We start from the raw sequence: 20,374 nt of genomic DNA, 5'->3' as shown, positions 1-20,374 counted from the left end.
GACGTGCGACTATGTCTCTCACTGACGATGCCGTTCCGTTCGATGTCGACCTCCTGACAGACCTCACCGAAACCAGCGGTGTTCCCGGCTACGAGGATCGCGTCCGCGACCTGGTCGTCGAGGAACTCGAGTCCAGCGTCGACGAGGTTCGGACCGACGCGATGGGGAACGTCGTCGGGACTCTCGAGGGTGACTCGGACTACTCGGTCGCCGTCGCCGCGCACATGGATGAAATCGGCTTCATGGTTCGCCACGTCCGCGGGAAGGAGGGCGAGTACGGCTTCGTCGAACTCGATCCGCTCGGCGGCTGGGACGCGCGCGTGCTCAAGGCCCAGCGCGTCACGATTCACACCGACGACGGCGACCTGCCGGGTGTCATCGGCTCGCCGCCGCCACACACGCTGGACGAAAAAGAGCGCGAGAAGACGCCAGACGTCGAGGACACCTACGTCGATGTCGGTCTTTCCTACGAGGATGCCAACGAGCGCATCTCGCCCGGCGACCTCGTGACGATGGACCAGTCGACCGAACTCGTCGGCGAAACGGTCACCGGCAAGGCACTCGACGACCGTATCTGCCTGTTCGCGATGCTCGAAGCCGCCCGCCGACTCGAGACCCCCGACGTGACGATCCACTTCTGTGCGACCGTTCAGGAGGAAGTCGGCCTGCGCGGGGCGAACGCGCTCGGCGTCGACGTCGACCCCGACCTCGCCATCGCTCTCGACGTGACCGTCGCGAACGACGTGCCCGGCTTCGACGACGGCGAACACGTCACCGAACTCGGTGCGGGGACCGCGATCAAACTCAAGGACTCGAGTGTCATCACGAATCCGAAGGTCCACCGTCGACTGCAGTCGGTCGCCGACGAGGAGGAGATCGAGTCCCAACTCGAGATCCTTCCTGCGGGCGGCACCGACACGGCTGGGTTCCAGAATACGGCGGGTGCGAAGCCGGTGGGTGCGATTTCGATTCCGACGCGGTACCTGCATACGGTGACGGAGACGGCTCACGTCGAGGACGTGGCGTCGACGATCGATCTGCTCGAAGCGTTCCTCGCGAGTGAGGACGGCGAGCACGACTATTCGCTGTAGGCGTGCCCGGTGACGTCGGGTAGCAAAAGAGCGATTTGTTCTCGGCAGTCCCGTTACTGCCGTTGTCTACGCGCTGGCTTCGTCGTCACTCGTCGTCTTCATCAGCAACGTCGTTCTCTGGCTCTTCGTCCTCATCTGCGACGTCGTTTTCGGGCTCGTCTGGCTCCTCATCGTCAGCGACGTCGTTTTCAGGCTCGTCTGGCTCCTCATCGTCAGCGACGTCGTTTTCAGGCTCATCAGGCTCTTCCTCGTCGTCTTCCTCCACCTCCTGCACCTCGTCGAGCGGAACGCCCTCGCCCTCGGGAACGAGTTCGAGGACGACACCGGTGTCACCCTCCGGGACGCCCTCCTGGTTCGCCAGCACGTACACCTCGCCGTCCTCGCCGCGACCGAACTGTCTGACGAAGTGGTTGAGTGGACCACCGTCCTCGCCGAACAGGACCTCTTCCATCTCCCAGAGGTCATCACGCGGGCGACCACCGAACTCCGCGCGCTCCTCGGAGACGTCCGGGACATCCTCCGGGTGTGCAGCGAAGACGCGGCCACGCGGCTGGATACGACCCTGATCGGACGTCCAGTCGCCGAAGATGTACGCCCCCTGCAGCTCCTCAATTGCATCCGCCTCGTAGGTGTGCCCACCGGTGATGACGATGCCGACCGGGTTCCCCTCGTACACCTGTGGATACTCGACGACCGGATCGATCAGCGGCTCGCCGCCGCGGACGTCCTCGGGCGTCTCGAGTGGACACTCCTCCGGCGGCGTCGCTGGCGTCTCCGTACTGAAGCAGTGTGACCCCTCGCGGACGTTCCAGCCGTAGTTGCCGGCCTTCTCGATCCGGTAGGCCGGCTCGTACAGCACCTGTCCGGGATCGGCGACGATGATCTGATCATCCTCGCTGACCGTGATGCCGAAGGGGTTGCGCAGTCCCCAGGCGTAGTACTCCTCGAGTCCCTCGCCCTCTAATTCCTCGCCTTCGCAGAACGGGTTGTCCTGAGGAATCGCGTAGCCGGCATCCTCCTCCGGTTCGTCGACGTCGTCCTCGTCGAGGTCCAGATGGATGAGCGACCCGCGAGCGGGATGTTCAGTCGGCTCGCTGTCGATATCGATTCGGAGAACACCGCCGAGCAGGCTCTGGGTGGTGTCCTGTCCGTTGCCACCCTCGTTCTCGTCGTACCAGTCCTCGACGTGGCCCTCCAGGCGATCGTCGGCACCGCCACCGTCACCCATCGGCACGAGGAGACAGCCGTCCGAGTCGAACGCCATCGGCCCGGAGTTGTGGTTGTACTGCGGCATGTAGAACTCCATGAGCCGGCGCTCGGAGTCCGGGTCCGGCTCGCCGTCGTCGTCGACCGTAAACTCCGAGACGACCTGGACGTGTGACCAGCTCTCAGGCATCACGTCAACCGGCGGCGCGCTGTAGTTGAGCACGAACCGGCCGTTCTCCTCGTAGTCGGGATGGAACTCGAGTCCCACCAGTCCGCGCTCGTCGTAGTCCTGGTCGGGATCGGCGTAGTCGTCGCCGTAGAAGTCCTCGGCGACGGCGACCATTCGGTCGCCGATGTCGAGCCACGGCTCGTCCTCGACCCCGTCCTCGCCGATCGCGTAGATTTCGCCGGTCTGTTCGGCGACGTACTGGGAGTCGGTCCCCGGCGGGTCGCCGAAGTCCGTCGGTGCGCTGAGCCCCGTCGCGACGGGATCGACGCCGACGGTCGGCCCTTCGGGGAAGTACCGTTCCATCTCCTCGGGTTCGGGCTCTTCCGGCTCCTCAAAGGAGATCTCCCCACGCATCGTCTGTGGGTGTGGGCCGCAGTAGTACTCCGCCATCTCCGACTCCGCCTCGAACTCGACGGTCTGGGTCTCGCCGGCCTCGCCCATGAGGTCCGTCTCGAGGAGGTGCTCGCCTTCCTCGTTGATGATAACGAAGTTGTGCTCGACGTCGTCGAGGTTCTCCCAGGTGACCTCGTAAGATTCTCCCTCCTCGAGATACAGCGTCGGATTCTCGACGTCCTCGATCTCCTCGGGTGACTGGCCGATCCAGGCGTCACTGAAGCCGCCGAGTTCGATCTGGCTCCAGTCGCCTGCGTCGTCCGTGTCCTCTTCGTCGTCGGCCGCCTCGTCCTGATCTTCCGCAACACCGACGGCGCTGATACCCGCGGCCGCACCGGTTACCGCCGCCGTCTGGAGGAAGCGGCGACGGGAGTGTCGCCAGTTCCCTCGACCTGTTCGCTTCGCCCGGTCGGCCCGTTCACCTCGTCCGGTCCGCTCAGTGCCCTCGTTCCCTGTTCGGTTCTCCGCTGGTCGCCGCTCGTCGTCCGGAGTGTATTCGTCACTCATGTCGTCTCCACTCTCGCTTCAGGAAGTGGTTCAAAAAGCGCGCGAGACCGTTACAGGGCCGTAGGTCGGCACTGTTTCGCATCTGACAGTCGTCGATTCACTCAAAGGGTCACTATCGTCTGTCCAGCGTCATCTCCGGCTCTCTGATCGGATGCCGATCTCAGCCCAAGTTGCGGGTCTTTCCCGGCGGGTCGAACAGTCTCACGAAAGAAACAGCGTATTTGTACCCGAAATCAGCCGCTAATACGTGTGGAAGAACGTGTGGGCGTGTGGAGTCACAGTCACAGCCACGGTCACAGTATCCCGCTTCGTCTTTCACGCTGGTCGTGCTCTCGCTCGTCTCGTTGTGTTCGTTTTGCCGTTCGGATCTCTCGCTCTTACCCACCCCTCACAACACCGCCGACACCGCATCCAACACCGCCGTCTCGACGAAGATCACCACGTGATCCCCGCGCTCGAGTACCGTCTCGCCGCGCGGGGTGATCAACTCGCCGTCGCGCGTGATCGCACCGACGACGACACCGTCCGGAAGGTCGGCCATCACGTCGCGCAGCGGTGACTCGAGAAGGATGCTGTCCCCGTCAACTTCGATTTCGAGGACCTCGGCCCGATCGTGGTCTAACATCGCGAGGTTCTCGGTTCGCTGCTCGCGGGTGAAGCGCGTGATCTCTTCGGCCGTCACCAGCCGCGGGTTGATCGCAACGTCCATCCCCACGGTCTCGAAGAGGTCCACGTACTCGCCGTACTCGACGACCCCGAGCGTGCGCTCGACGCCGATCCGCTTCGCGAGCAGGGAGACGAGCAGATTCTTCTCGTCGCTCTCGAGCGCGGCGATGACGATGTCCGCGTCGGCGACGTGCTCGCGGACGAGAAAGTCGATATCCGTCGCGTCGCTCTCGAGGACGAGCGTGCCCGGGAGCCGTTCTGCCAGTTCGCGTGCGCGGCGCGCGTTTCGCTCGACCAGTCGCGGCTCGAGTCCGTTCTCCTCGAACAGTCGTGCCGTCTGGTAGCCGATTTCGCTGCCGCCGATGATGACGATCTCGCTCGCTTGCTCGACCGTCGGGAGCGGCGTTAGCTCGCCGGCGAACTCGCGGGTACTCTCAACAGAGCCAATGACGACCAGTTCGTCTCCCTCTTCGATGACGGTCTCGCCAGTCGGGATGACGACCTCGTCCTCGCGGATGAGCGCCGCGAACGTCAGCGCCTCGAAGCGGTCCGCCTCGGAGACGGTTTCGCCGACGATCGGACTGTCCGCGTCGATGCCGAACTCGGCCATTCGGACGAGTCCGTTCGCGAAACTGTCGACATCGCGCGCGCCGGGCAGGTTGACAATGTCGACGATCGTCTCGGCGGTGTAGAGGTCCGTACAGACCATCACGTCGACGCCGAAGGCTTCCTCCGTTCGCTCCCAGGTCCGCAAGAGATTCGTCTTCTTCACCCGCGCAATCGTGAACGGATCGTCGACGGTCTTGGCCGCACCGCAGACGACGATGTTCGTCTCGTCGCTGTCCGTACTCGCGATGACGAGGTCCGCGTCTTCGATACCGGCCTCCTCGAGTACCACGCCCGAGGTCCCGTCGCCCTCGAGTGCCATCACGTCACACTCGTAGGTGATCGCGTCGACGCGCTCTTCGTCCGTGTCGATGACGACGACCTCGTGGTCGTCGTCGAGGTTGCTCGCGATGTTCGACCCGACTTCGCCGGCACCGACGACGATGATTCGCATCCGTTGCTCACCAGGCTGTCGTACGGGAACGAGACCCAAGAATGAGTTGCCGGCAACTATAGTCGCCACTGCAAGTCACTGCGCACCTGCTCGCACGACGAACGCGCGGTTCGGAGCGATCGCGGTTCGGAACGAGCGCGGTTCGGAACGAACGAAGTGAGTGAGAACCGCGGACGACGAGCGGGGAACAGCGTGACCCGCGAGCGAACGAAGTGAGCGAGAACCGCGGAACAGCGAACGGGGAACGACGTGACCCGTGAGTGGGCTGCGCGGTCAGTGTGTACATAGTTGCAGTTGTTACTATATCGGAGACGGCACGCAACGAAGATGCAGAAGACGGCACGCAGCGACGACCGAGGTGACAGTACGCAGCAACGATACGGCAACGGCCCGCAGCGATGATCCGGCACCCAGCCCGCAGTTACAGAACATCGAGGAGAAAGCCCACGACTGCAGTCGTGTGGAGGATGTCAAGGCAACTCGTGAACCGTCAACTCCACCTCTCGCGGCTCGCCCTCGATATCCGCCACCAGCCGCCTGACAACTTCCTTGGCCTCGTCGAGCAACCGCGGCTTGACCTTCCCGATCACCCAGTCGAGTGAGACGAACCGCGGCAACGAAATCGCGCTCGGATCCGCCGAATGCGGATCGTACACCGCCTCGAAGTAGATCCGACTCGCCGTCTCCTCACCCGGCGGCGCGGCCGACGGCTCCGCCTCGACCCGCCACTCCCCGCGCGCATCGAGATGATTTTGCAGGTGCCACTCGAGTGACGTCGGAGCCTCGATGCCGGTCACCTTCGAGCGGGCGGTGTAGTTGAGTTTCCACCACGAGAGTCGGAGGTCGTAGATTGTGCCGATATCGTTGTTGTTGTCGCTGCCGCTGTCACTGTTGCTGTTACTGTTGTTGCCACCGTCGATACCACTGCCATCGTGCTTACGAACGTCAGTCAGGTGTTCCGTATAGCGGGGGTAGTCGGTAAAGGATCGCACGTACGGAAAGACCTCCTCGGGCGAGCGGTACGCGACGGTGCTGAGGAGAATTCTGTCCACGGCGAGGGGTATGAGCGGTTTCACTGTAAGGATTCCTATCAGCTTCGTCCTCGATCTTGGTCTCGCTCTTGGTCTCAGTCTCAGTCCCAATCGCAGTCTCGAACCACCCGGCCGTCGACAAACAACTTCTATACACGGGCCTCCGAACGCAGGAACATGCGAGACGTCTGTATCATCGGCGGCGGCGTCGCCGGCCTCGCCGCATCGATCTTCACTGCACGCGCAGGAATGGATACGCTCGTCATCGACGGTGGCGAGTCCATCCTCGCCCGAAACGCGAGCCTCGAGAACTACCCTGGCTTCCCGGACGGCGTCGACGCCCGACGATACCTGCAACTGGCCCGCGAGCAGGCCCGAACCGCCGGCGCGACGTTCGAACTCGGACTCGTAACGAGCGCCGACCTACGAGATGAGACCGACCCCGACGCCGGGTTCGTACTCGAGACGGACGGCGGCGAGCCGATCGAAGCGCGACGCATCATTGCGGCCTCGTGGTCGGACAGCGACTATCTCGTCCCCCTCGACGTGGGCCGAACCCAGCGCGGGAGCAAGCACTTCGTCGCGGTCGACGACGCCGGCCGGACGGCGGTCGACGGCGTCTACGCCGCGGGACGACTCGCCGGTGAGCCCCACCAGTCGATTGTTGCGGCCGGCCACGGCGCAAAGGTCGGGCTCGCGGTCATCCACGACTCCGAGGTCAACTTTTACCACGACTGGGTCGTCCCGGAGGGTTATTTCACTGGACGCGACCGCGAGGTGCCGCCGGGTTGTGAGGAGATCGATGACGAGGAACGGCGCGCACGCGACGAGCGAGCGCGCGACACGATGCTCGAGGCGTTCGCGGAGCCACTCGACGATCGGCCGACGATGCACCCGAGCGTCGAGCGAGAGTGACTGCTCTCGGATCAATACCTGGCAAAACACGGGGGACGGGAGGGAACTGAATCGAAAAAGCCGACGTAATGCGGGCTAGACGCTTGCTCGCTTCGCTTTCGCATCACGCCGGAACAGCGTGGACGTACCCGCACGGGAGTACTCAGCAGTCACGACGAAGGCGACTGCCCAGAGGATGGCCAGGACGCTCCACGTCGTGCTCGTTGCACCCACCTGCATGGGGAACGAGAGCGACAGCAGGCCGTAGTACGCCATCGGGAGCGCGGCGAGCCATGAGGCGAGGCGCCAGCCGGTGAAGCCGAGCGCGGCGAAGAGGCCGTACGCGAGCGGGGCGAGTGCGAGACCGATCATCATCACGTAGTGACCGTCGACGGCGTGTGGATCGGCCATGTTCGTCGTGAGACTCAGTTGCGTCGCGACGAACGCGAAAACCGGAATCGCGGCGACGGCGACCAGTGCGAGGAGCACCGGACTGTACGAGTTTCCGCGGCGAAGCAGTCCTCGTCCCGCAGGGTGGGTCACGAGCGCGACGGTCGTGACCAGCAAGAACGGGAGCACCTCCTCGGGGCGACCGACGCCGAACGCCACGGTGCCGATGCTCACGACGAGGATGGTGACGAACGCACCCCACATCGACGCGATGCGCTCGAGCGGGCGGAACGCCTGCGAGAAGAGTCCGAGCAGGAAGACGCCCACAACTGCGGCGATCCCCATCACGTGCAGTCGGTGAATGCCGAGTTCCGCTCCGGCCTCGGCGGTCCAGCCCATCACGAGGAGCGCGAGTAGGTCGGGGAGAAATAGGACGGTCATCACCCCTGCCAGGACGAGTGAGAGGGAGAAGAGGCCAGCGCGGCCCACCCCGAGCCAGGATCCGGGTCCCGCCGTGGCATCCTGTTCACTGTCGGTACTGGTGGGTTCTGGTGAGTTGCTGTGTGTCTCCATCAGTCCTCAAAAGAACTCACGCGTCGAGCGGGGATATACATATCTACACTGACACGATTTCCAGAGCGTCCGACCGGCGGTCATAACCGGGCGCTGTCGGACTCGAGTTGGCCACTGTAGGATACTTCGGGAGACCCATTGGAGCTGTGACCGAACGAATGAACGAACGAGACGCCACGCTGGGGCCAGTGCCTCGCTACGCTTAACACACTCCCGTGAGAAGACCAGACGAATGCTCGAGGGAGTCAACGTCGCACTCGGGGTGACGGGCTCGATCGCGGCCGTCAAGACGGTCGAACTGGCCCACGAGTTGCGACGACGCGGTGCCGCCGTTCGCGGCGTGATGACCGGCAGTGCCCAGGGAATCATCCACCCCTGGGCCGTAGAGTTCGCCACCGACAACGACGTGGTCACGGAAATCACGGGCAGCGTCGAGCACGTCGACCTCTGTGGCTACGACGGCTGGGCTGACGTGTTCCTGATCGCGCCGGCGACGGCCAACACGGTCGGCAAGATCGCCGGCGCGGTCGACGATACGCCGGTGACGACGTGCGCGACGACTGCGCTCGGCGCCGACACGCCCGTTGTCATCGCCCCGGCAATGCACGAACCGATGTACGACCACCCCGGCGTCCTGGAGGCCATCGACACGGTCTCCGAGTGGGGCGTCGACTTCGTCGATCCGCGGATCGAGGAGGGGAAGGCGAAAATCGCGAGCGAGGAAGCGATCGTCTGCGACGTGGCCCGTGCGGCAGGCGAGCGCCCACTCGCTGGCGAGCACGTCGTCGTTACGAGCGGCGCGACGAGCGAGTCGATCGACCCGGTTCGCATCCTGACGAGCCGTTCGTCGGGGAAAATGGGGCGTGCCGTCGCCGCTGCCTGCTACGTTCGGGGCGCGGACGTCACGCTGGTTCACGACGGGCCTGACGTTCCCTATGCCGACGTTCAGGCTGTCGAGAGCGCCGAGGAGATGCTCGCCGCGACCCAGGCGGCCTGTGCCGAGGCGGACGCGCTCGTCTCGGCCGCCGCGATCAGCGACTACACCGTCGACACCAGCGACGAGAAGATCCGCTCGGGCCAGGAGCTGACACTTGCACTCGAGTCCACCCCGAAACTGATCGATGAGATTCGTGACGCACATCCCGACTTGCCGATCGTCGGCTTCAAGACCGAAACGTCGGGCGAGGACGAGCAGCTAATCACCAAGGCCAGGGAGATGCAAGCGCGGGCGGACCTCGCGTTCGTCGTTGCGAACGACGCAAGCGTGATGGGGAGCGATGAGACACGAGCGTTGCTCGTCCACGCTTCAGACGTTGCACAGTTTTCGGGGTCTAAATCCGGGCTCGCCGGTGAAATCGCAACGTCGATCGCAGCCATCCGCTCGGACTAGTTAGCCACCTGATTATTTCAGAGCGGGTCAGGAGAGTTATATAGGTGGCGTTCATCCCATCGAACCAACCCATTAGTACCACCGATTGGATTCGGCAATGGACGGGGATCGAGGTGATCCGGAGTGGCCCAGAAACAACGAAACGATAGCATCGAACCGCAGTCGACAACAGGAACCAACGGAGCCAACACAGCCAGCGATGCGAACGCGGTGAATGTGACTGAGACAGCCGGCGAGACGGACGCCTCCGAGGAGACAACGGCCGTCCCGGAGCCGGAGCCGGAACCGGAACCGGAACCGGAACCGGAACCGGAACCGCTCTCGAAGGGCGAAGTGTTCGAAGTCCTCCGCAACCAGCGTCGTCGCTACGTGCTCCACTTTCTCAAACAGGACGGCCGCCCGGTCGAACTCGGCGACCTCGCCCAGCAACTGGCTGCCTGGGAGTACGAGACGACACTCGAGGGCGTCACGCCAGCGCAACGGAAGCGCGTCTATACGACGCTCCAGCAGACGCACCTACCGAAGATGGACGAGGTGGGGATCCTCAGTTTTGATTCAGACCGTGGCGTCATCCGCGCGACCGACCGAACGCGGGATATCAGCGTCTATCTCGAGATCGTCCCCGGTCGCGAGTTCGCCTGGCGGGAGCTGTACCTCTCGCTCGGGGCGATCAGCTCCGCGCTGGTCGCAGCGCTCTGGCTCGAAATCTATCCGCTGACCATGCTGTCGAATCTGAGCTGGATGGGCCTCATCTCCGTCATCGTGACGCTGACAGCGGTCGTCCACATCTACCACGAGCGCCACATGCGTCTCGGCCACGGCGATCAGCCACCAGAACTGAGTTACGGACCAGGCGACTGACGACGCCGACTGCGCTCCTTGCTGGTGGCGCGTCACAGCGACTCACTGCCCGCACGTATCGTCAACTTTTACTCCGCTACCGTCCGACCCACGACATGGATCAGTTACAGCAGTCGCTCCTCGAGGCGCCGATCATCGAAAAGAACGGCTATCACTACTTCGTACACCCGATCAGCGACGGCGTCCCGAAGCTCGACCCGACGCTCCTTCGTGAAATCGTCATCCGGATCATCCGCAAGGCCGAACTCCAGGATGTCGACCGAATCGTCACCCCAGCCGCGATGGGCATTCACATCTCGACCGCCGTCTCGCTGATGACGGATATCCCGCTGACCGTTATCCGAAAGCGCCAGTACGGCCTCGACGACGAGGTCGCAATCTCCCAGCAGACCGGCTACTCCGAGAACGAGATGTACATCAACGACGTCCGCGAGGGCGAGCGCGTCCTCGTCCTCGACGACGTGCTCTCGACCGGCGGCACGCTCGCCTCGGTGCTCGAAGCGCTCGACGGTATCGGCGCAGAAGTCATCGATACCGTCGCCGTCATCAAGAAGGTCGGCGGCGAGAACAAGGTCGACGACGCCGGCTACGACGTTAAGACGCTCATCAACGTCGACGTCGTCGACGGTGAGGTCGTCATCGTCGACGAACACGGCGACTCCTGAACGGCCACGTCGAGCCTCACTTTCGTTTGTCCCAACTCAGGACGTAGACTCACACTCGGCGAGCGGTGCCGTCTTACTCCGACGTGTCGCCGATCGGCTCGATCGTTTCGGGGACGAGTGGCTCGTATTCGTCTCCTTCGTGCTCGAACGAGCCGAGGATCGTCCCGTTGAGCGTTTTTGCGTGCGTATAGAGGACACCTTCGTCGGCGGCAGCGGAGAGCATCCCACCGACGTGGCGACGTTCGTACTGGCCAGCGAGGAGAATCGCGGTCTCGGTGTCGGGATCGAGATACTCGACGACGAGGAAGACAGCACCGCTGACCTCGTTTCGGTACGCCTGGAACCGTGGGAACTCGCCGCGCTCGAACGCTTCCGAGAACGAGTCGGCGTAGTTGTCCGGGACGACGAAGACGATGCCAAAGCGTTCGTTGTGTTTCGGGCCGGCGTCTCGGCTGACCGCGGCCGTCTGAATCGCCGGAACCGCGACGGTATCCCAGCCGTTCTCACGACGCTGTTCGGCGAGGACCTCCAGTTCGTCGGTCGTCTGCGCCCAGGCGTCTTTGACTGCGTTCGTGCTGACTCGCTCGACTCGTTCAGCACTGTCGTCGTTCCCAATCCGTACCATACGAAGGGGTGGGCACAGTAGCCGGATAACTCTTTTCACGCCGACTCGAGTGCCGAGTTCGGTGGGGGTGTTTGCGTGTGAGTGGACGTGTGAGTGTGTCTGTGGGCATGACTGTAGGCAGGTGTAGGTGTGGTCGTGGAGCGTAGGCGTGGAGCGTAAGCATGAGGCGTGGGGTGTGAAGTGTGGGTGTGGACGTAGAGTGACCGTAGACGCAACTGTAGCTCTGTGTATGCACGTACGAATACGAACGACCGATAGCCGGACACACCGGAGAGCCGATGCGACTCAGATCCCGAACACGGTCTCCATCAGAAAGGAGACGAGCAATACCGCGATGCTTCCAAGGAGGAGTTTTCCCTGGGTTCGCATACGGGCTTCCGGCGGCGGTGACCGAACCCACCGGAGTGGTGGCAACTGCTGGACGAACGCCTGAAACCGCGTTCGGTCTGCAGTTTCCGGAATCGAGTCACCTTCGACGCCGGCAAGTTCAGTCTGAGAATCCAGATCGCTTGGTGTGGACGGCCACAGTCGGAGTGTCGCATAGCCAAGCAGGAGAAAACCGACGGCAAAGAGCGTGAACTTTGCCTGTGAGGGACCGCCGCCGGTGACGAGACCGAGGAGGAGTGCAGCGAGGGTTACGAGAGTGGCAACTGCGCCGGCGTAGGTGATCGCATCGATCCAGACGGATACTCGGACGTGGAGTGAACTCCGGTGGTGATCTGTGGGCATGGAATCGGCGTGAAGCGTGTCGTAGTCGGTATCGTCGCGGCTGTCGATCTAATCACTGCTACTCAAAGCGGGCAGAAATGGACTTCGATTGTAACCCTACTCTTACTCGAGTCGGTACCAGAAGGACACACCAGACCACCAACTACGGTGGCGAGTACGTGAGCAACGAAGGGAAAACGGTGAGACGGCCACGATCAGCCACACGTAGACGCGGCCGATCAGTACTCGTGTGTTCCGTTAGTGGCGCTCGTCGAGCACCTGATCCGGTTCGGCGTACTCTGCGTTCGGATCGTGGCGGTGACAGAAGCTGCGTCGTCCCGAGGGACTGACCGTGTAGTACTCGGGTGCAACTGGGTCGTCTTCGTCCTCGTTCTCGGCGCCGGTGTCAGGGTCAGGGTCATAGCCCTCACAGACGCTCCCGAACTCCTCACCGAGTCGGTCGAGTGCAGCAATCTCGCCTTCATCGCGCGCGAGATCCGCCGTCTCATCGAGGATTTCCTGCACATCGGCCGGGACGTCGTGCTCGTCGAACAGTTCGCCATAGATCTCCTCGATCGTTCCGAACCGCGGCTCCTTGCCGAGCAGTTCGCGGATGCGGTCAGTAACCGACTTCTCCGCTCGGTCGCGCTCGCGCAACACTTCACGAAGCGTATCGAGCTGTACCCAGAGCTCGTTGTCCAGCTCCTCGTACTCCGGCGGCCGGATCCGAGCCGGACAGCGCGTGCTGAACGGGCAGCCATCCGGCGGGAATCGCGGACTCGGCGGGGTTCCATGGAGCGTAATCCGATCCTTGTGCGCCGAGGGATCTGGTTCCGGAATCGCCGACAGCAGCGAGTGCGTGTACGGGTTCGCCGGATTGGCGAACAGCTCTTCGGTCGGCCCGATCTCCATGATGTTGCCGAGGTACATCACAGCGACCCGGTCACAGATGTGGCGCACGACCGAGAGGTCGTGCGCGATGAAGAGATACGTCAGGCCGAACTCCTCTTGCAGATCCTCGAGAAGGTTGATGACCTCTGCCTGAACACTCACGTCGAGTGCCGACACCGGTTCGTCGAGAACGATGAACTCCGGCTCGAGCGTCAGCGTTCGCGCGATGCCGATTCGCTGACGCTGCCCCCCGGAGAACTGGTGGGGGTAGCGATAGTAGTGCTCGCGCTGGAGGCCGACCGTATCGAGCAGTTCTTTCACGTGCTGGCGACGCTCACGCGGCGTCTTCCAGTCGTGGACGTCGAGCGGTTCTCGGACGATCTCACCGATCGTCATCCGATCGTTGAGACTCGAGTCTGGGTCCTGAAACACCATCTGGGCGTTCCGACGCCACTTCTTGAGCTCAGCGCCCGACAGCGTCGTGATATCCGTGCCGTCGAATCGGATCTCGCCACCCGTTGCGGACTCGAGTTGGATGAGCGTTCGTCCGAGGGTACTCTTTCCACAGCCGGATTCGCCGACCAGTCCAAGCGTTTCACCGCGCTTGATGTCGAAGGAGACGCCGTCGACTGCCTTGACCGGCGTGCCGCCGAAGAGGCCCTCGCCTTCGTAGTAGGTCCGCAGGTCACGAACTTCGACCATGACGTCGTCGTCCTGGGACGACCCTACCTGTGGCTCCGTCTCGGTTGCGTTCGCTTCCATCGCGTTCTGGCTCATCGTTCGTCACCTCCGGCTGTGTCGGCGTCGGTTTGTGGCTGGGTTTGGGTCTGTGCACCTGTCTCCGTCCGAACGTGATTGTTCACGTATTTATCAATGTAGAGGAGGCACGCTGCCGTGTGATCGGTCTGTTCGTCCTCGCTCGCATCGCCAACCGAAACCGTATCCGGATGGACCGCCTCACACTCTTCGAACGCCTTTGGACACCGCGGCGCGAACCGACAGTACGTCGCCGGCTCGTTCGGCGTCGGCACGTTGCCCTCGATCGTCTGCAGTCGGTCACTCTCCTGACGGCCCGGAATGGACTCGAGTAACCCCTGCGTGTAGGGGTGTTTCGGATCGTCGAACAGCGAGTGGACACCCGCGGTCTCGACGACCTCGCCCGCGTACATGACGTTCACGCGGTGGGTCACCTCGGCGATGACACCCATGTCGTGGGTGATGAACATGATTCCGAGGTCGCGCTCTTCCTGAAGCTCTCGCAGCAGGTCCAGAATCTGGGCCTGAATGGTGACGTCGAGTGCCGTCGTTGGCTCGTCACAGATCAGCAGGTCGGGGTCACAGGCGAGCGCCATCGCGATGACCGCACGCTGGCGCATCCCGCCAGAGAACTGGTGGGGATACTCCGTCACGCGCCGGCGCGCGTCCGGAATCCCGACCGCCTCGAGCAGGTTCATCGCTTCCTGGGTCGCTTCCTGTCCGGACAGATCCTGGTGGAGTCGCAGCGTCTCCTTGATCTGGTTCCCGACCGTGTACACCGGGTTGAGGCTCGTTAGCGGGTCCTGGAAGACCATCGCGATTCGACCGCCGCGCATCGCGCGCTGGATCTCACCCGTACAGCGAGTGAGTTCGACGAACCCGTCGGTGATCGACTCCGGATCGTTCGGGCCGCCACCTCTGACGAAGACGCAGTCGTCGTCGCCGATGAACTCGAGTGCCTCGCCGTAGGCGCCGACGAAGTCTTCGATCGTTGCTTCCTCGCGGTCGTCGTAGCCGAACGTCCGCGGTGTCGCGTCGATGTCGGGGTGGTCGAACAGCGAGGCGGGGTCGTGCTCTGCCTCGAGGTCGTCGAGATTGACGGTTCGCTCGGAAAAGTCCGAGGCGAACGAGATGAGCGTCTCGACGTGGTTGAAGCGAATGCTGCTTCCCGACATGATCCGTCCGGGCGAGTCAACAAGTCCCATGATCGAACGGGCGGTGACACTCTTTCCGGAGCCACTCTCGCCGACGATTCCGACGGTTTCGCCGGGCCGGATGTCGAAGTTCACGCCGTCGACTGCGCGGATGACCTCCTTATCCGTAAAGAAGGAGGTCTGAAGGTTTCGGACGGTGAGGATCGGCTCATCGCGTGCCGCAGCCCCGGCCGCCGTCGTCGATTCCGCTGTTGTCGTTGCTGTCGCCGCAGTTGGAGAGTCAGATTCCATAGCCATTATCCACCACCTCCGGCAGCGCCGGCAGCGCCGTCGCTGGCCTCACTCTGTGGGTCGATTGCGTCGCGGATCCCGTCACCGAGGGCGTTGAAGCCAGTCACGAGTAACACGACGAGGATCCCCGGCAGCGTTGCGATGTGCCACGAGGACGTCGCGATGTAGGACTGGCCTTCGTAGACTGCACGGCCCCACTCGGGCGTCGGTGCCTGCACACCGAAGCCGAGGAACGAGAGTGCAGCGACGCCGATGATGACCCCACCGAGCGACAGCGAGGCGTAGATCAGCATGTAGCCGGCGATGTACGGCGCCATGTGCTTTCGCATGGTTGCTGCGGGACTCTGGCCGTAGCTCTTTGCGGCATCGATCCACTCCTGTTCGGAAACCTGGAGTGCCGGACCACGGACCGACCGCCACAGGAGTGGCCAGCCGGTCCCGGCGAAGATTAACGCCAGGAGTAAGCCCCCGTCGTAGATCTCCGCGACCGGGTGATTGGCCTGCATGAACAGCACGGAGAGCAACAGGACCAGTAAGAATCGTGGTAAGGAGATGATCGAGTCACTGGCCACGATCGTCACCAGGTCGGTGACGCCCTTGTAGTACGCCGTGATGAGCGCGAGTGCCGTCGCGATGACTGCCATCAGGACGGTTGCGAGCAGTCCGATGACGAGCGAGACCTGGGCTCCATACGCTAAGAAGGTAAAGAGATCCTTCCCGTCCGTATTTGTCCCGAACGGATGGAACCGGTCGTGGTTGTCATAGCTCATTACACCGACGTTGGTATCACCACCCTGCGAGCGACTGTCGGAGTTCGCCTCGCCGTGGGTAATCGATTCGACGCCATCGTCGCCGTAGTACTCGAACTCGTGTTCGTACGGCTGGTACAGGTTGGCCTCAGCTGTCGCGGGACTGACTGCGGGTGCCCACAGCGCCATCACGAGGAACATGATGACGACGATGAGACCGAACATCCCCCAGTAGTGGTTCCGGAGGCGGTTGATGCTGTCGTCGCGAGGCGTCCAGTCTGCCTCACGGTAGTGTTCGCGGAACGTTTCGTAGCCGCGCCAGAGCCAGGCCAGCCAGACCAGTGCGTACGCGTAGACGACAGCAACACGAAGCGCCCACGCAACGGCAGGTGAGAGACCGAGGAAGGTCCCTTCCCAACTGCCATCAGGAAGCTGGTAGCCTTCGTTCGAGATGAGTTCGCGACTCGTAATCGTCGGGAGCGAACTCACCCATTCGACACCGCGGGTGAGCGCACTGACTGCCATCTCGAGGACGCCACCGACTGGTGTCAGCACGACGAGGGCAGCAGCGACGACGAGGAGTCCGGTGACGATGACGCGTTCGATGATGTCTTTGACACCGGTGCTTGCCTCGATGCCGAGGCGGTCGACCAGTGTCCAGGGGATCAACAGCCACTTGACGAGGATAGCTGCGATGCCGAGTAACACGAGCACCGTGAGGCCGAACGCGACGAGTCCGGCAATCTCACCGAGCGAACTCGCGACGGATTCTTCGACCGATCCCGGAACCGATGCGATACCGCCGAGTGCAAACCGGGTCGTTTCGCCGACCTGCACGAGACCGGATGCGAGTCGCCCGAGCTCCAGGGCGACGAGCACGAGGACGCCAGCCAGCCAGGCAAGCGCCGGTTGTGGATTGTCGGCGATTCGTTCTCGAAGCGTCTTGTCGTCGAATTCGTTCATGCTCATCTATTCGTACCCCACGCGTGGATCCAGAACGGTGTAGAGGAAGTCCTGGAGGATGTTTATCGAGACGATCAGGACGATGAAAATGAACATCAGCGATCCGACTAGCGGAAGGTCACCCTGGACGGCTGCCTGGAAGAACAGGTAGCCGAGACCGTTGATGCCGAAGATGACTTCGACGATGACCGAGCCGCCGATCAGGATGAACGCCTCGTTCGTGATGATCGGGACGAGCGGAACCAGCGCGTTCCGGAAGACGTGCTTCCAGACGATGACGCGGTCACGAAGCCCCTTAGCCTTCGCCGTCTCGACGTAGTTCGAGTTGATCGTTTCGAGCACCGCCGTTCGACCGATTCGCATTTCGTTCCCCATCGCGGCCGAGCCAAGCACGATCGCGGCGGGCATGACCTGCTTGATCGATTCGATGAGAGTACTGAACGAGAAGTACACCCCTACTGGGATACTAATAATCCCAACCGTGATCCAGTCAGTAAACGCAATGAAGTCGAGCGGTGGCTGACCGATGAGGTTGTTGCTAACACCAAGTGACTGCCAGCTCAGCCCGAAGAAGAACCGTTCGGACTGGCGAAGGACGGCGAGGATGATGATGGCGAGCCAGAAGTTTGGCATTGCGCGCCAGACGATCCCGCCGAACGATGCGAGGTAGTCACTCTTCGTGTTCGGGTTCAGTCCGGCGTAGAAGCCGAGCGGGATCCCGATACAGATAGCGATCAGAACCGACCAAAACCCGAGCCAGAGCGTTCGTGGCGCGTAGGTCATCAGCAGGCTTTCGACGCTTCGACCTGGCTGAATAACCCACGACTGGCCGAGATTGAACGTCAGCATATTAACCATAAAGTCAATATACTGCTGCCAGAGGGGTTCGTTCAATCCGAGTCGTTCTTCGATACGTCCGCGACTTGCGCCTCCCCCTTCAGGACCAACAATGGCGGCGACAGGGTCGATGGGGCCCATTCGTACGATGACGAACGTAATCGTGAGCCCGAAGAGAACGACGGGGACCGACAGGAGCAACCGGCGGAAGAAGTACCGCCAGCGGCTCACGAATGATCACCCGTCTGCAACGTCTGCATCATATCTCGTACTATAGGTTGTTCGAGCATTCCTGGATTATAAACCTCCCTATTATCGTTGAACGCACGTACAGTTGGATGGGAGAGGGAGAACTCCCGGACCGCGGCTGTACAGTTACGGCTCTGCTGCTAGACGGCCGTTATTCGTCAAGCGTGACGTTGTTGTACCGCTGCAGGTAGTCGCCCATCGTTCCGAACGGCTCGATGTCGACGTGCTGGTAGTTGAACTGCTCGGCGATTTCGTGGTACAGCGGAAGCATGACCGCGTCGTCCCAGATGGCCTGCTCCATGTCGATGTACGCCTCGTTGCGAGCTTCCTGTCCTTCCTCGGGCTCTGGATTCGCTTCGACAGTTTCCCAGGCTTCCTGGGCCATTGCCGACGCGTCGGAGTCCTCTTCGTGCCAGTCGAGGTAGTAGCCACTCGCATCGCCGGGCATTAGGGACGTGTTGGTGTTCTCCGGTTCGAAGCCGAACATCCCGTAGTCTGCTGCTGGCCAGCTCCACGTCCAGCCGAGCGAGTAGAACTCGAGGTTGCCGTTCTCTCCCTGTTCCTGCAGCGTCGCGAACGGGGTCTCCTCGAGCTGGAGGTCGACACCGAGTCCGGCGAGCTTGTCACGGAGGTCCCGGCCGGCTTCCTGGAAGACCTCACTCTCGTAGGTCGTCAGGGTTAGCTCGTACGGATCGTCGTCGTCGTAGCCAGCAGATTCGATGAGATCTCGTGCGGCGTCACGGTCCGTCTCGAACAGTTCGTACGGGTAATCCTCGATAAACTCATCGCGACGCTCCGGACCGCCTGGGAACGCACCTGGCGGCGTGAACGTCACTGCCTCTTCGCCACGTCCCTCGAAGATGTTCTGGACGAGTTCCTCACGGTCCAGGACGTATGCGATAGCCTGTCGGATCTCGACTGGGACGGACGGTGCGTTGAACGCGAAGTAGTAGGTCGACAGCTGTGGAACGCCGACGTAATCGAGCATGTCACCGTTTTCGACGGGACCGTACTCACCGATTTCACGCCCTTCGTCGTCCGTTTCCGCGTCGATCAGCGACTGATCGTAGTCCGCGGTTGGAATACTGAAGACGTCGGCACTGCGGTTCATCGCGTAGGTGAAGTGTGCAGTGTCGTCTTCGAGGATCTGCCAGTGGACGCCGTCGATGTTCGCCACGCTGCCGTGGTAATCGTCGAACGTGGAGACTTCGGCTTCTGCGTCTGGGTCCCAGTTGTCGAACTCGAACGGACCGGTACCGACTGCGACTTCGCTCGCGAACTCGCTGTGTTCGTACTCGCCGTCGTAGCCCTCGATGTCGCCGACAATTCCTTCTGGAATCGCGGAGAAGGAATCGTACGACAGGAGGTCGAGCGCGTTCGGGTTCGCCGAACGGAGCGTAATCTCGAACGTTCGGTCGTCGATCGCTTCGGCTCCAATCGACTCCGGAACGACTGCACCATCGTCGTCCGTCTCGTGTTCGATTGCGAGGAAGATATCACCGAGGATGAAGTTCGCGCGCTCACTGTTCTCGGACTCGGCGAGTCGACGGAACGCGTACACGAAGTCGTCTGCGGTCAGCTCAGTACCGTCGTGGTACTCGGCTTCCTTCAGCGTGAACGTGTACGTCAGCAGGTCGTCGGAGATTTCGACTTCCTCGGCGAGGAGGTTCTCGACCTCTGCGCCACCGTTCGGGAAGTACGTAAGCCCCTCGTAAATCTGGTTAATGACCTCACCGGAGGCCGTGTCAGTCGACTGAATCGGATCGAGCGACGTCATCGTCGAGTTGATCCGGTTCAGAATACCCTCGTCCCCACCCTCCTCTTCGGAGGGATCCTCGTCGGTAATGCACCCAGCAAACGTTGCCACCGCTGCACCCGCCCCAGCAGTCTTCAGGAAAGTCCGCCGGGACTGATCGATTTCATTCGCCATTTCGAGTGAGACGAGACACTCATGTCCCATAAATTTTTGTTTTGGATCCGGTGTGCTACCATTACTTGTACACAATCTCGTATTGTGTGACAATTGTGTACAACACACTCTGGTTGGTGGTAACATCTATTTCTCAGAACAGTGACGCTGTAGGCAGGGTAAACCACAGACATGGATGGTTTTCGAGTTAGATAATTACCACAATTATCAGTCGTTACAGTTAGATACTGTTTAACCAGTTTTCCGGTAGGAGCCATCCCTGACG

Annotated in this window: 16 protein-coding genes; 5 read left to right on the top strand and 11 right to left on the bottom strand. The window is 62.1% G+C overall.

Translation table 11 applies throughout. From position 1 onward, the window contains the following. Positions 1-11: 11 nt before the first annotated feature. Positions 12-1,091 carry a M42 family metallopeptidase gene (locus tag BBD46_RS16430; protein WP_071402774.1) on the top strand — a complete coding sequence of 360 codons (1,080 nt, stop codon included), beginning with the start codon at positions 12-14 and terminating at the stop codon, positions 1,089-1,091. 85 nt (positions 1,092-1,176) lie between these two features. On the opposite strand, the gene BBD46_RS16425 is transcribed toward BBD46_RS16430, so the two are convergent. The 3 genes from BBD46_RS16425 to BBD46_RS16415 all read right to left on the bottom strand — a co-directional run bounded on the left by BBD46_RS16425 (position 1,177) and on the right by BBD46_RS16415 (position 6,204). Then, positions 1,177-3,426 carry a PQQ-dependent sugar dehydrogenase gene (locus BBD46_RS16425; RefSeq protein WP_071402773.1) on the bottom strand — a complete coding sequence of 750 codons (2,250 nt, stop codon included), beginning with the start codon at positions 3,424-3,426 and terminating at the stop codon, positions 1,177-1,179. Between the two features lie 388 nt (positions 3,427-3,814). After that, positions 3,815-5,152 carry a Trk system potassium transporter TrkA gene (trkA, locus tag BBD46_RS16420; RefSeq protein WP_071402772.1) on the bottom strand — a complete coding sequence of 446 codons (1,338 nt, stop codon included), beginning with the start codon at positions 5,150-5,152 and terminating at the stop codon, positions 3,815-3,817. A 470-nt stretch (positions 5,153-5,622) separates the two neighbouring features. Next, positions 5,623-6,204, bottom strand: coding sequence for an SRPBCC family protein (locus BBD46_RS16415; protein ID WP_071402771.1), 582 nt, complete (start codon positions 6,202-6,204; stop codon positions 5,623-5,625). A 156-nt stretch (positions 6,205-6,360) separates the two neighbouring features. Here BBD46_RS16415 and BBD46_RS16410 point away from each other — a divergent pair, with 156 nt between their 5' ends. Then, positions 6,361-7,098: an NAD(P)/FAD-dependent oxidoreductase gene (locus BBD46_RS16410; protein WP_071402770.1), complete on the top strand. Its 738-nt coding sequence runs from the start codon at positions 6,361-6,363 to the stop codon at positions 7,096-7,098. Positions 7,099-7,173: 75 nt separating this feature from the next. On the opposite strand, the gene BBD46_RS16405 is transcribed toward BBD46_RS16410, so the two are convergent. Beyond that, complete coding sequence (locus tag BBD46_RS16405; protein ID WP_071402769.1) at positions 7,174-8,040, bottom strand: hypothetical protein; 867 nt, start codon at positions 8,038-8,040, stop codon at positions 7,174-7,176. A 232-nt stretch (positions 8,041-8,272) separates the two neighbouring features. Here BBD46_RS16405 and coaBC point away from each other — a divergent pair, with 232 nt between their 5' ends. The 3 genes from coaBC (at position 8,273) to hpt (ending at position 10,956) form a co-directional block, all read left to right on the top strand. Next, complete coding sequence (coaBC, locus tag BBD46_RS16400) at positions 8,273-9,430, top strand: bifunctional phosphopantothenoylcysteine decarboxylase/phosphopantothenate--cysteine ligase CoaBC (protein ID WP_071402768.1); 1,158 nt, start codon at positions 8,273-8,275, stop codon at positions 9,428-9,430. Between the two features lie 216 nt (positions 9,431-9,646). Further along, the gene (locus BBD46_RS16395) at positions 9,647-10,291 is read left to right on the top strand and encodes a DUF7344 domain-containing protein (protein ID WP_420883936.1); all 645 of its coding nucleotides are present in this window, start codon (positions 9,647-9,649) and stop codon (positions 10,289-10,291) included. A 95-nt stretch (positions 10,292-10,386) separates the two neighbouring features. After that, positions 10,387-10,956, top strand: a complete 570-nt coding sequence (gene hpt, locus BBD46_RS16390) for a hypoxanthine/guanine phosphoribosyltransferase (protein WP_071402766.1) — start codon at positions 10,387-10,389, stop codon at positions 10,954-10,956. Positions 10,957-11,029: 73 nt separating this feature from the next. Here the strand turns inward: hpt and BBD46_RS16385 are convergent, their stop codons facing one another. The 7 genes from BBD46_RS16385 to BBD46_RS16355 all read right to left on the bottom strand — a co-directional run bounded on the left by BBD46_RS16385 (position 11,030) and on the right by BBD46_RS16355 (position 20,109). Beyond that, the gene (locus BBD46_RS16385; protein WP_071402765.1) at positions 11,030-11,581 is read right to left on the bottom strand and encodes a DUF7529 family protein; all 552 of its coding nucleotides are present in this window, start codon (positions 11,579-11,581) and stop codon (positions 11,030-11,032) included. A 285-nt stretch (positions 11,582-11,866) separates the two neighbouring features. Further along, complete coding sequence (locus BBD46_RS16380; protein WP_071402764.1) at positions 11,867-12,310, bottom strand: DUF7555 family protein; 444 nt, start codon at positions 12,308-12,310, stop codon at positions 11,867-11,869. Positions 12,311-12,547: 237 nt separating this feature from the next. Further along, positions 12,548-13,957: an ABC transporter ATP-binding protein gene (locus BBD46_RS16375; protein ID WP_071402763.1), complete on the bottom strand. Its 1,410-nt coding sequence runs from the start codon at positions 13,955-13,957 to the stop codon at positions 12,548-12,550. Then, a complete protein-coding gene (locus BBD46_RS16370; protein ID WP_071402762.1) occupies positions 13,954-15,381 on the bottom strand; it encodes an ABC transporter ATP-binding protein in 1,428 nt (475 codons plus the stop codon). The genes BBD46_RS16375 and BBD46_RS16370 overlap by 4 nt, the downstream gene beginning before the upstream one ends. A 5-nt stretch (positions 15,382-15,386) precedes the next feature. Next, positions 15,387-17,099: an ABC transporter permease gene (locus BBD46_RS16365; RefSeq protein ID WP_071402761.1), complete on the bottom strand. Its 1,713-nt coding sequence runs from the start codon at positions 17,097-17,099 to the stop codon at positions 15,387-15,389. Then, positions 17,100-18,161 (bottom strand): ABC transporter permease, encoded by a 1,062-nt coding sequence (locus tag BBD46_RS16360; RefSeq protein ID WP_071402760.1) that lies wholly within the window; start codon positions 18,159-18,161, stop codon positions 17,100-17,102. Between the two features lie 169 nt (positions 18,162-18,330). Beyond that, positions 18,331-20,109, bottom strand: a complete 1,779-nt coding sequence (locus tag BBD46_RS16355; RefSeq protein WP_071402782.1) for an ABC transporter substrate-binding protein — start codon at positions 20,107-20,109, stop codon at positions 18,331-18,333. Between the last annotated feature and the right edge of the window lie 265 nt (positions 20,110-20,374).

It is taken from the genome of Natrialba sp. SSL1 (genome assembly GCF_001861355.1).
Classification (GTDB): Archaea; Halobacteriota; Halobacteria; order Halobacteriales; family Natrialbaceae; genus Natrialba.
The sequence above is the reverse complement of the archived record's forward strand: the minus strand, read 5'-3'. Positions and strand labels throughout refer to the sequence as shown.

Coding starts and splice junctions, on each gene's coding strand:
- BBD46_RS16430 (WP_071402774.1), top strand. CDS start 12: ATGTCTCTCACTGACGATGCCGTTCCGTTCGATGTCGACCTCCTGACA.
- BBD46_RS16425 (WP_071402773.1), bottom strand. CDS start 3,426: ATGAGTGACGAATACACTCCGGACGACGAGCGGCGACCAGCGGAGAAC.
- trkA (WP_071402772.1), bottom strand. CDS start 5,152: ATGCGAATCATCGTCGTCGGTGCCGGCGAAGTCGGGTCGAACATCGCG.
- BBD46_RS16410 (WP_071402770.1), top strand. CDS start 6,361: ATGCGAGACGTCTGTATCATCGGCGGCGGCGTCGCCGGCCTCGCCGCA.
- BBD46_RS16405 (WP_071402769.1), bottom strand. CDS start 8,040: ATGGAGACACACAGCAACTCACCAGAACCCACCAGTACCGACAGTGAA.
- coaBC (WP_071402768.1), top strand. CDS start 8,273: ATGCTCGAGGGAGTCAACGTCGCACTCGGGGTGACGGGCTCGATCGCG.
- hpt (WP_071402766.1), top strand. CDS start 10,387: ATGGATCAGTTACAGCAGTCGCTCCTCGAGGCGCCGATCATCGAAAAG.
- BBD46_RS16385 (WP_071402765.1), bottom strand. CDS start 11,581: ATGGTACGGATTGGGAACGACGACAGTGCTGAACGAGTCGAGCGAGTC.
- BBD46_RS16380 (WP_071402764.1), bottom strand. CDS start 12,310: ATGCCCACAGATCACCACCGGAGTTCACTCCACGTCCGAGTATCCGTC.
- BBD46_RS16375 (WP_071402763.1), bottom strand. CDS start 13,957: ATGAGCCAGAACGCGATGGAAGCGAACGCAACCGAGACGGAGCCACAG.
- BBD46_RS16370 (WP_071402762.1), bottom strand. CDS start 15,381: ATGGAATCTGACTCTCCAACTGCGGCGACAGCAACGACAACAGCGGAA.
- BBD46_RS16365 (WP_071402761.1), bottom strand. CDS start 17,099: ATGAGCATGAACGAATTCGACGACAAGACGCTTCGAGAACGAATCGCC.
- BBD46_RS16355 (WP_071402782.1), bottom strand. CDS start 20,109: ATGGCGAATGAAATCGATCAGTCCCGGCGGACTTTCCTGAAGACTGCT.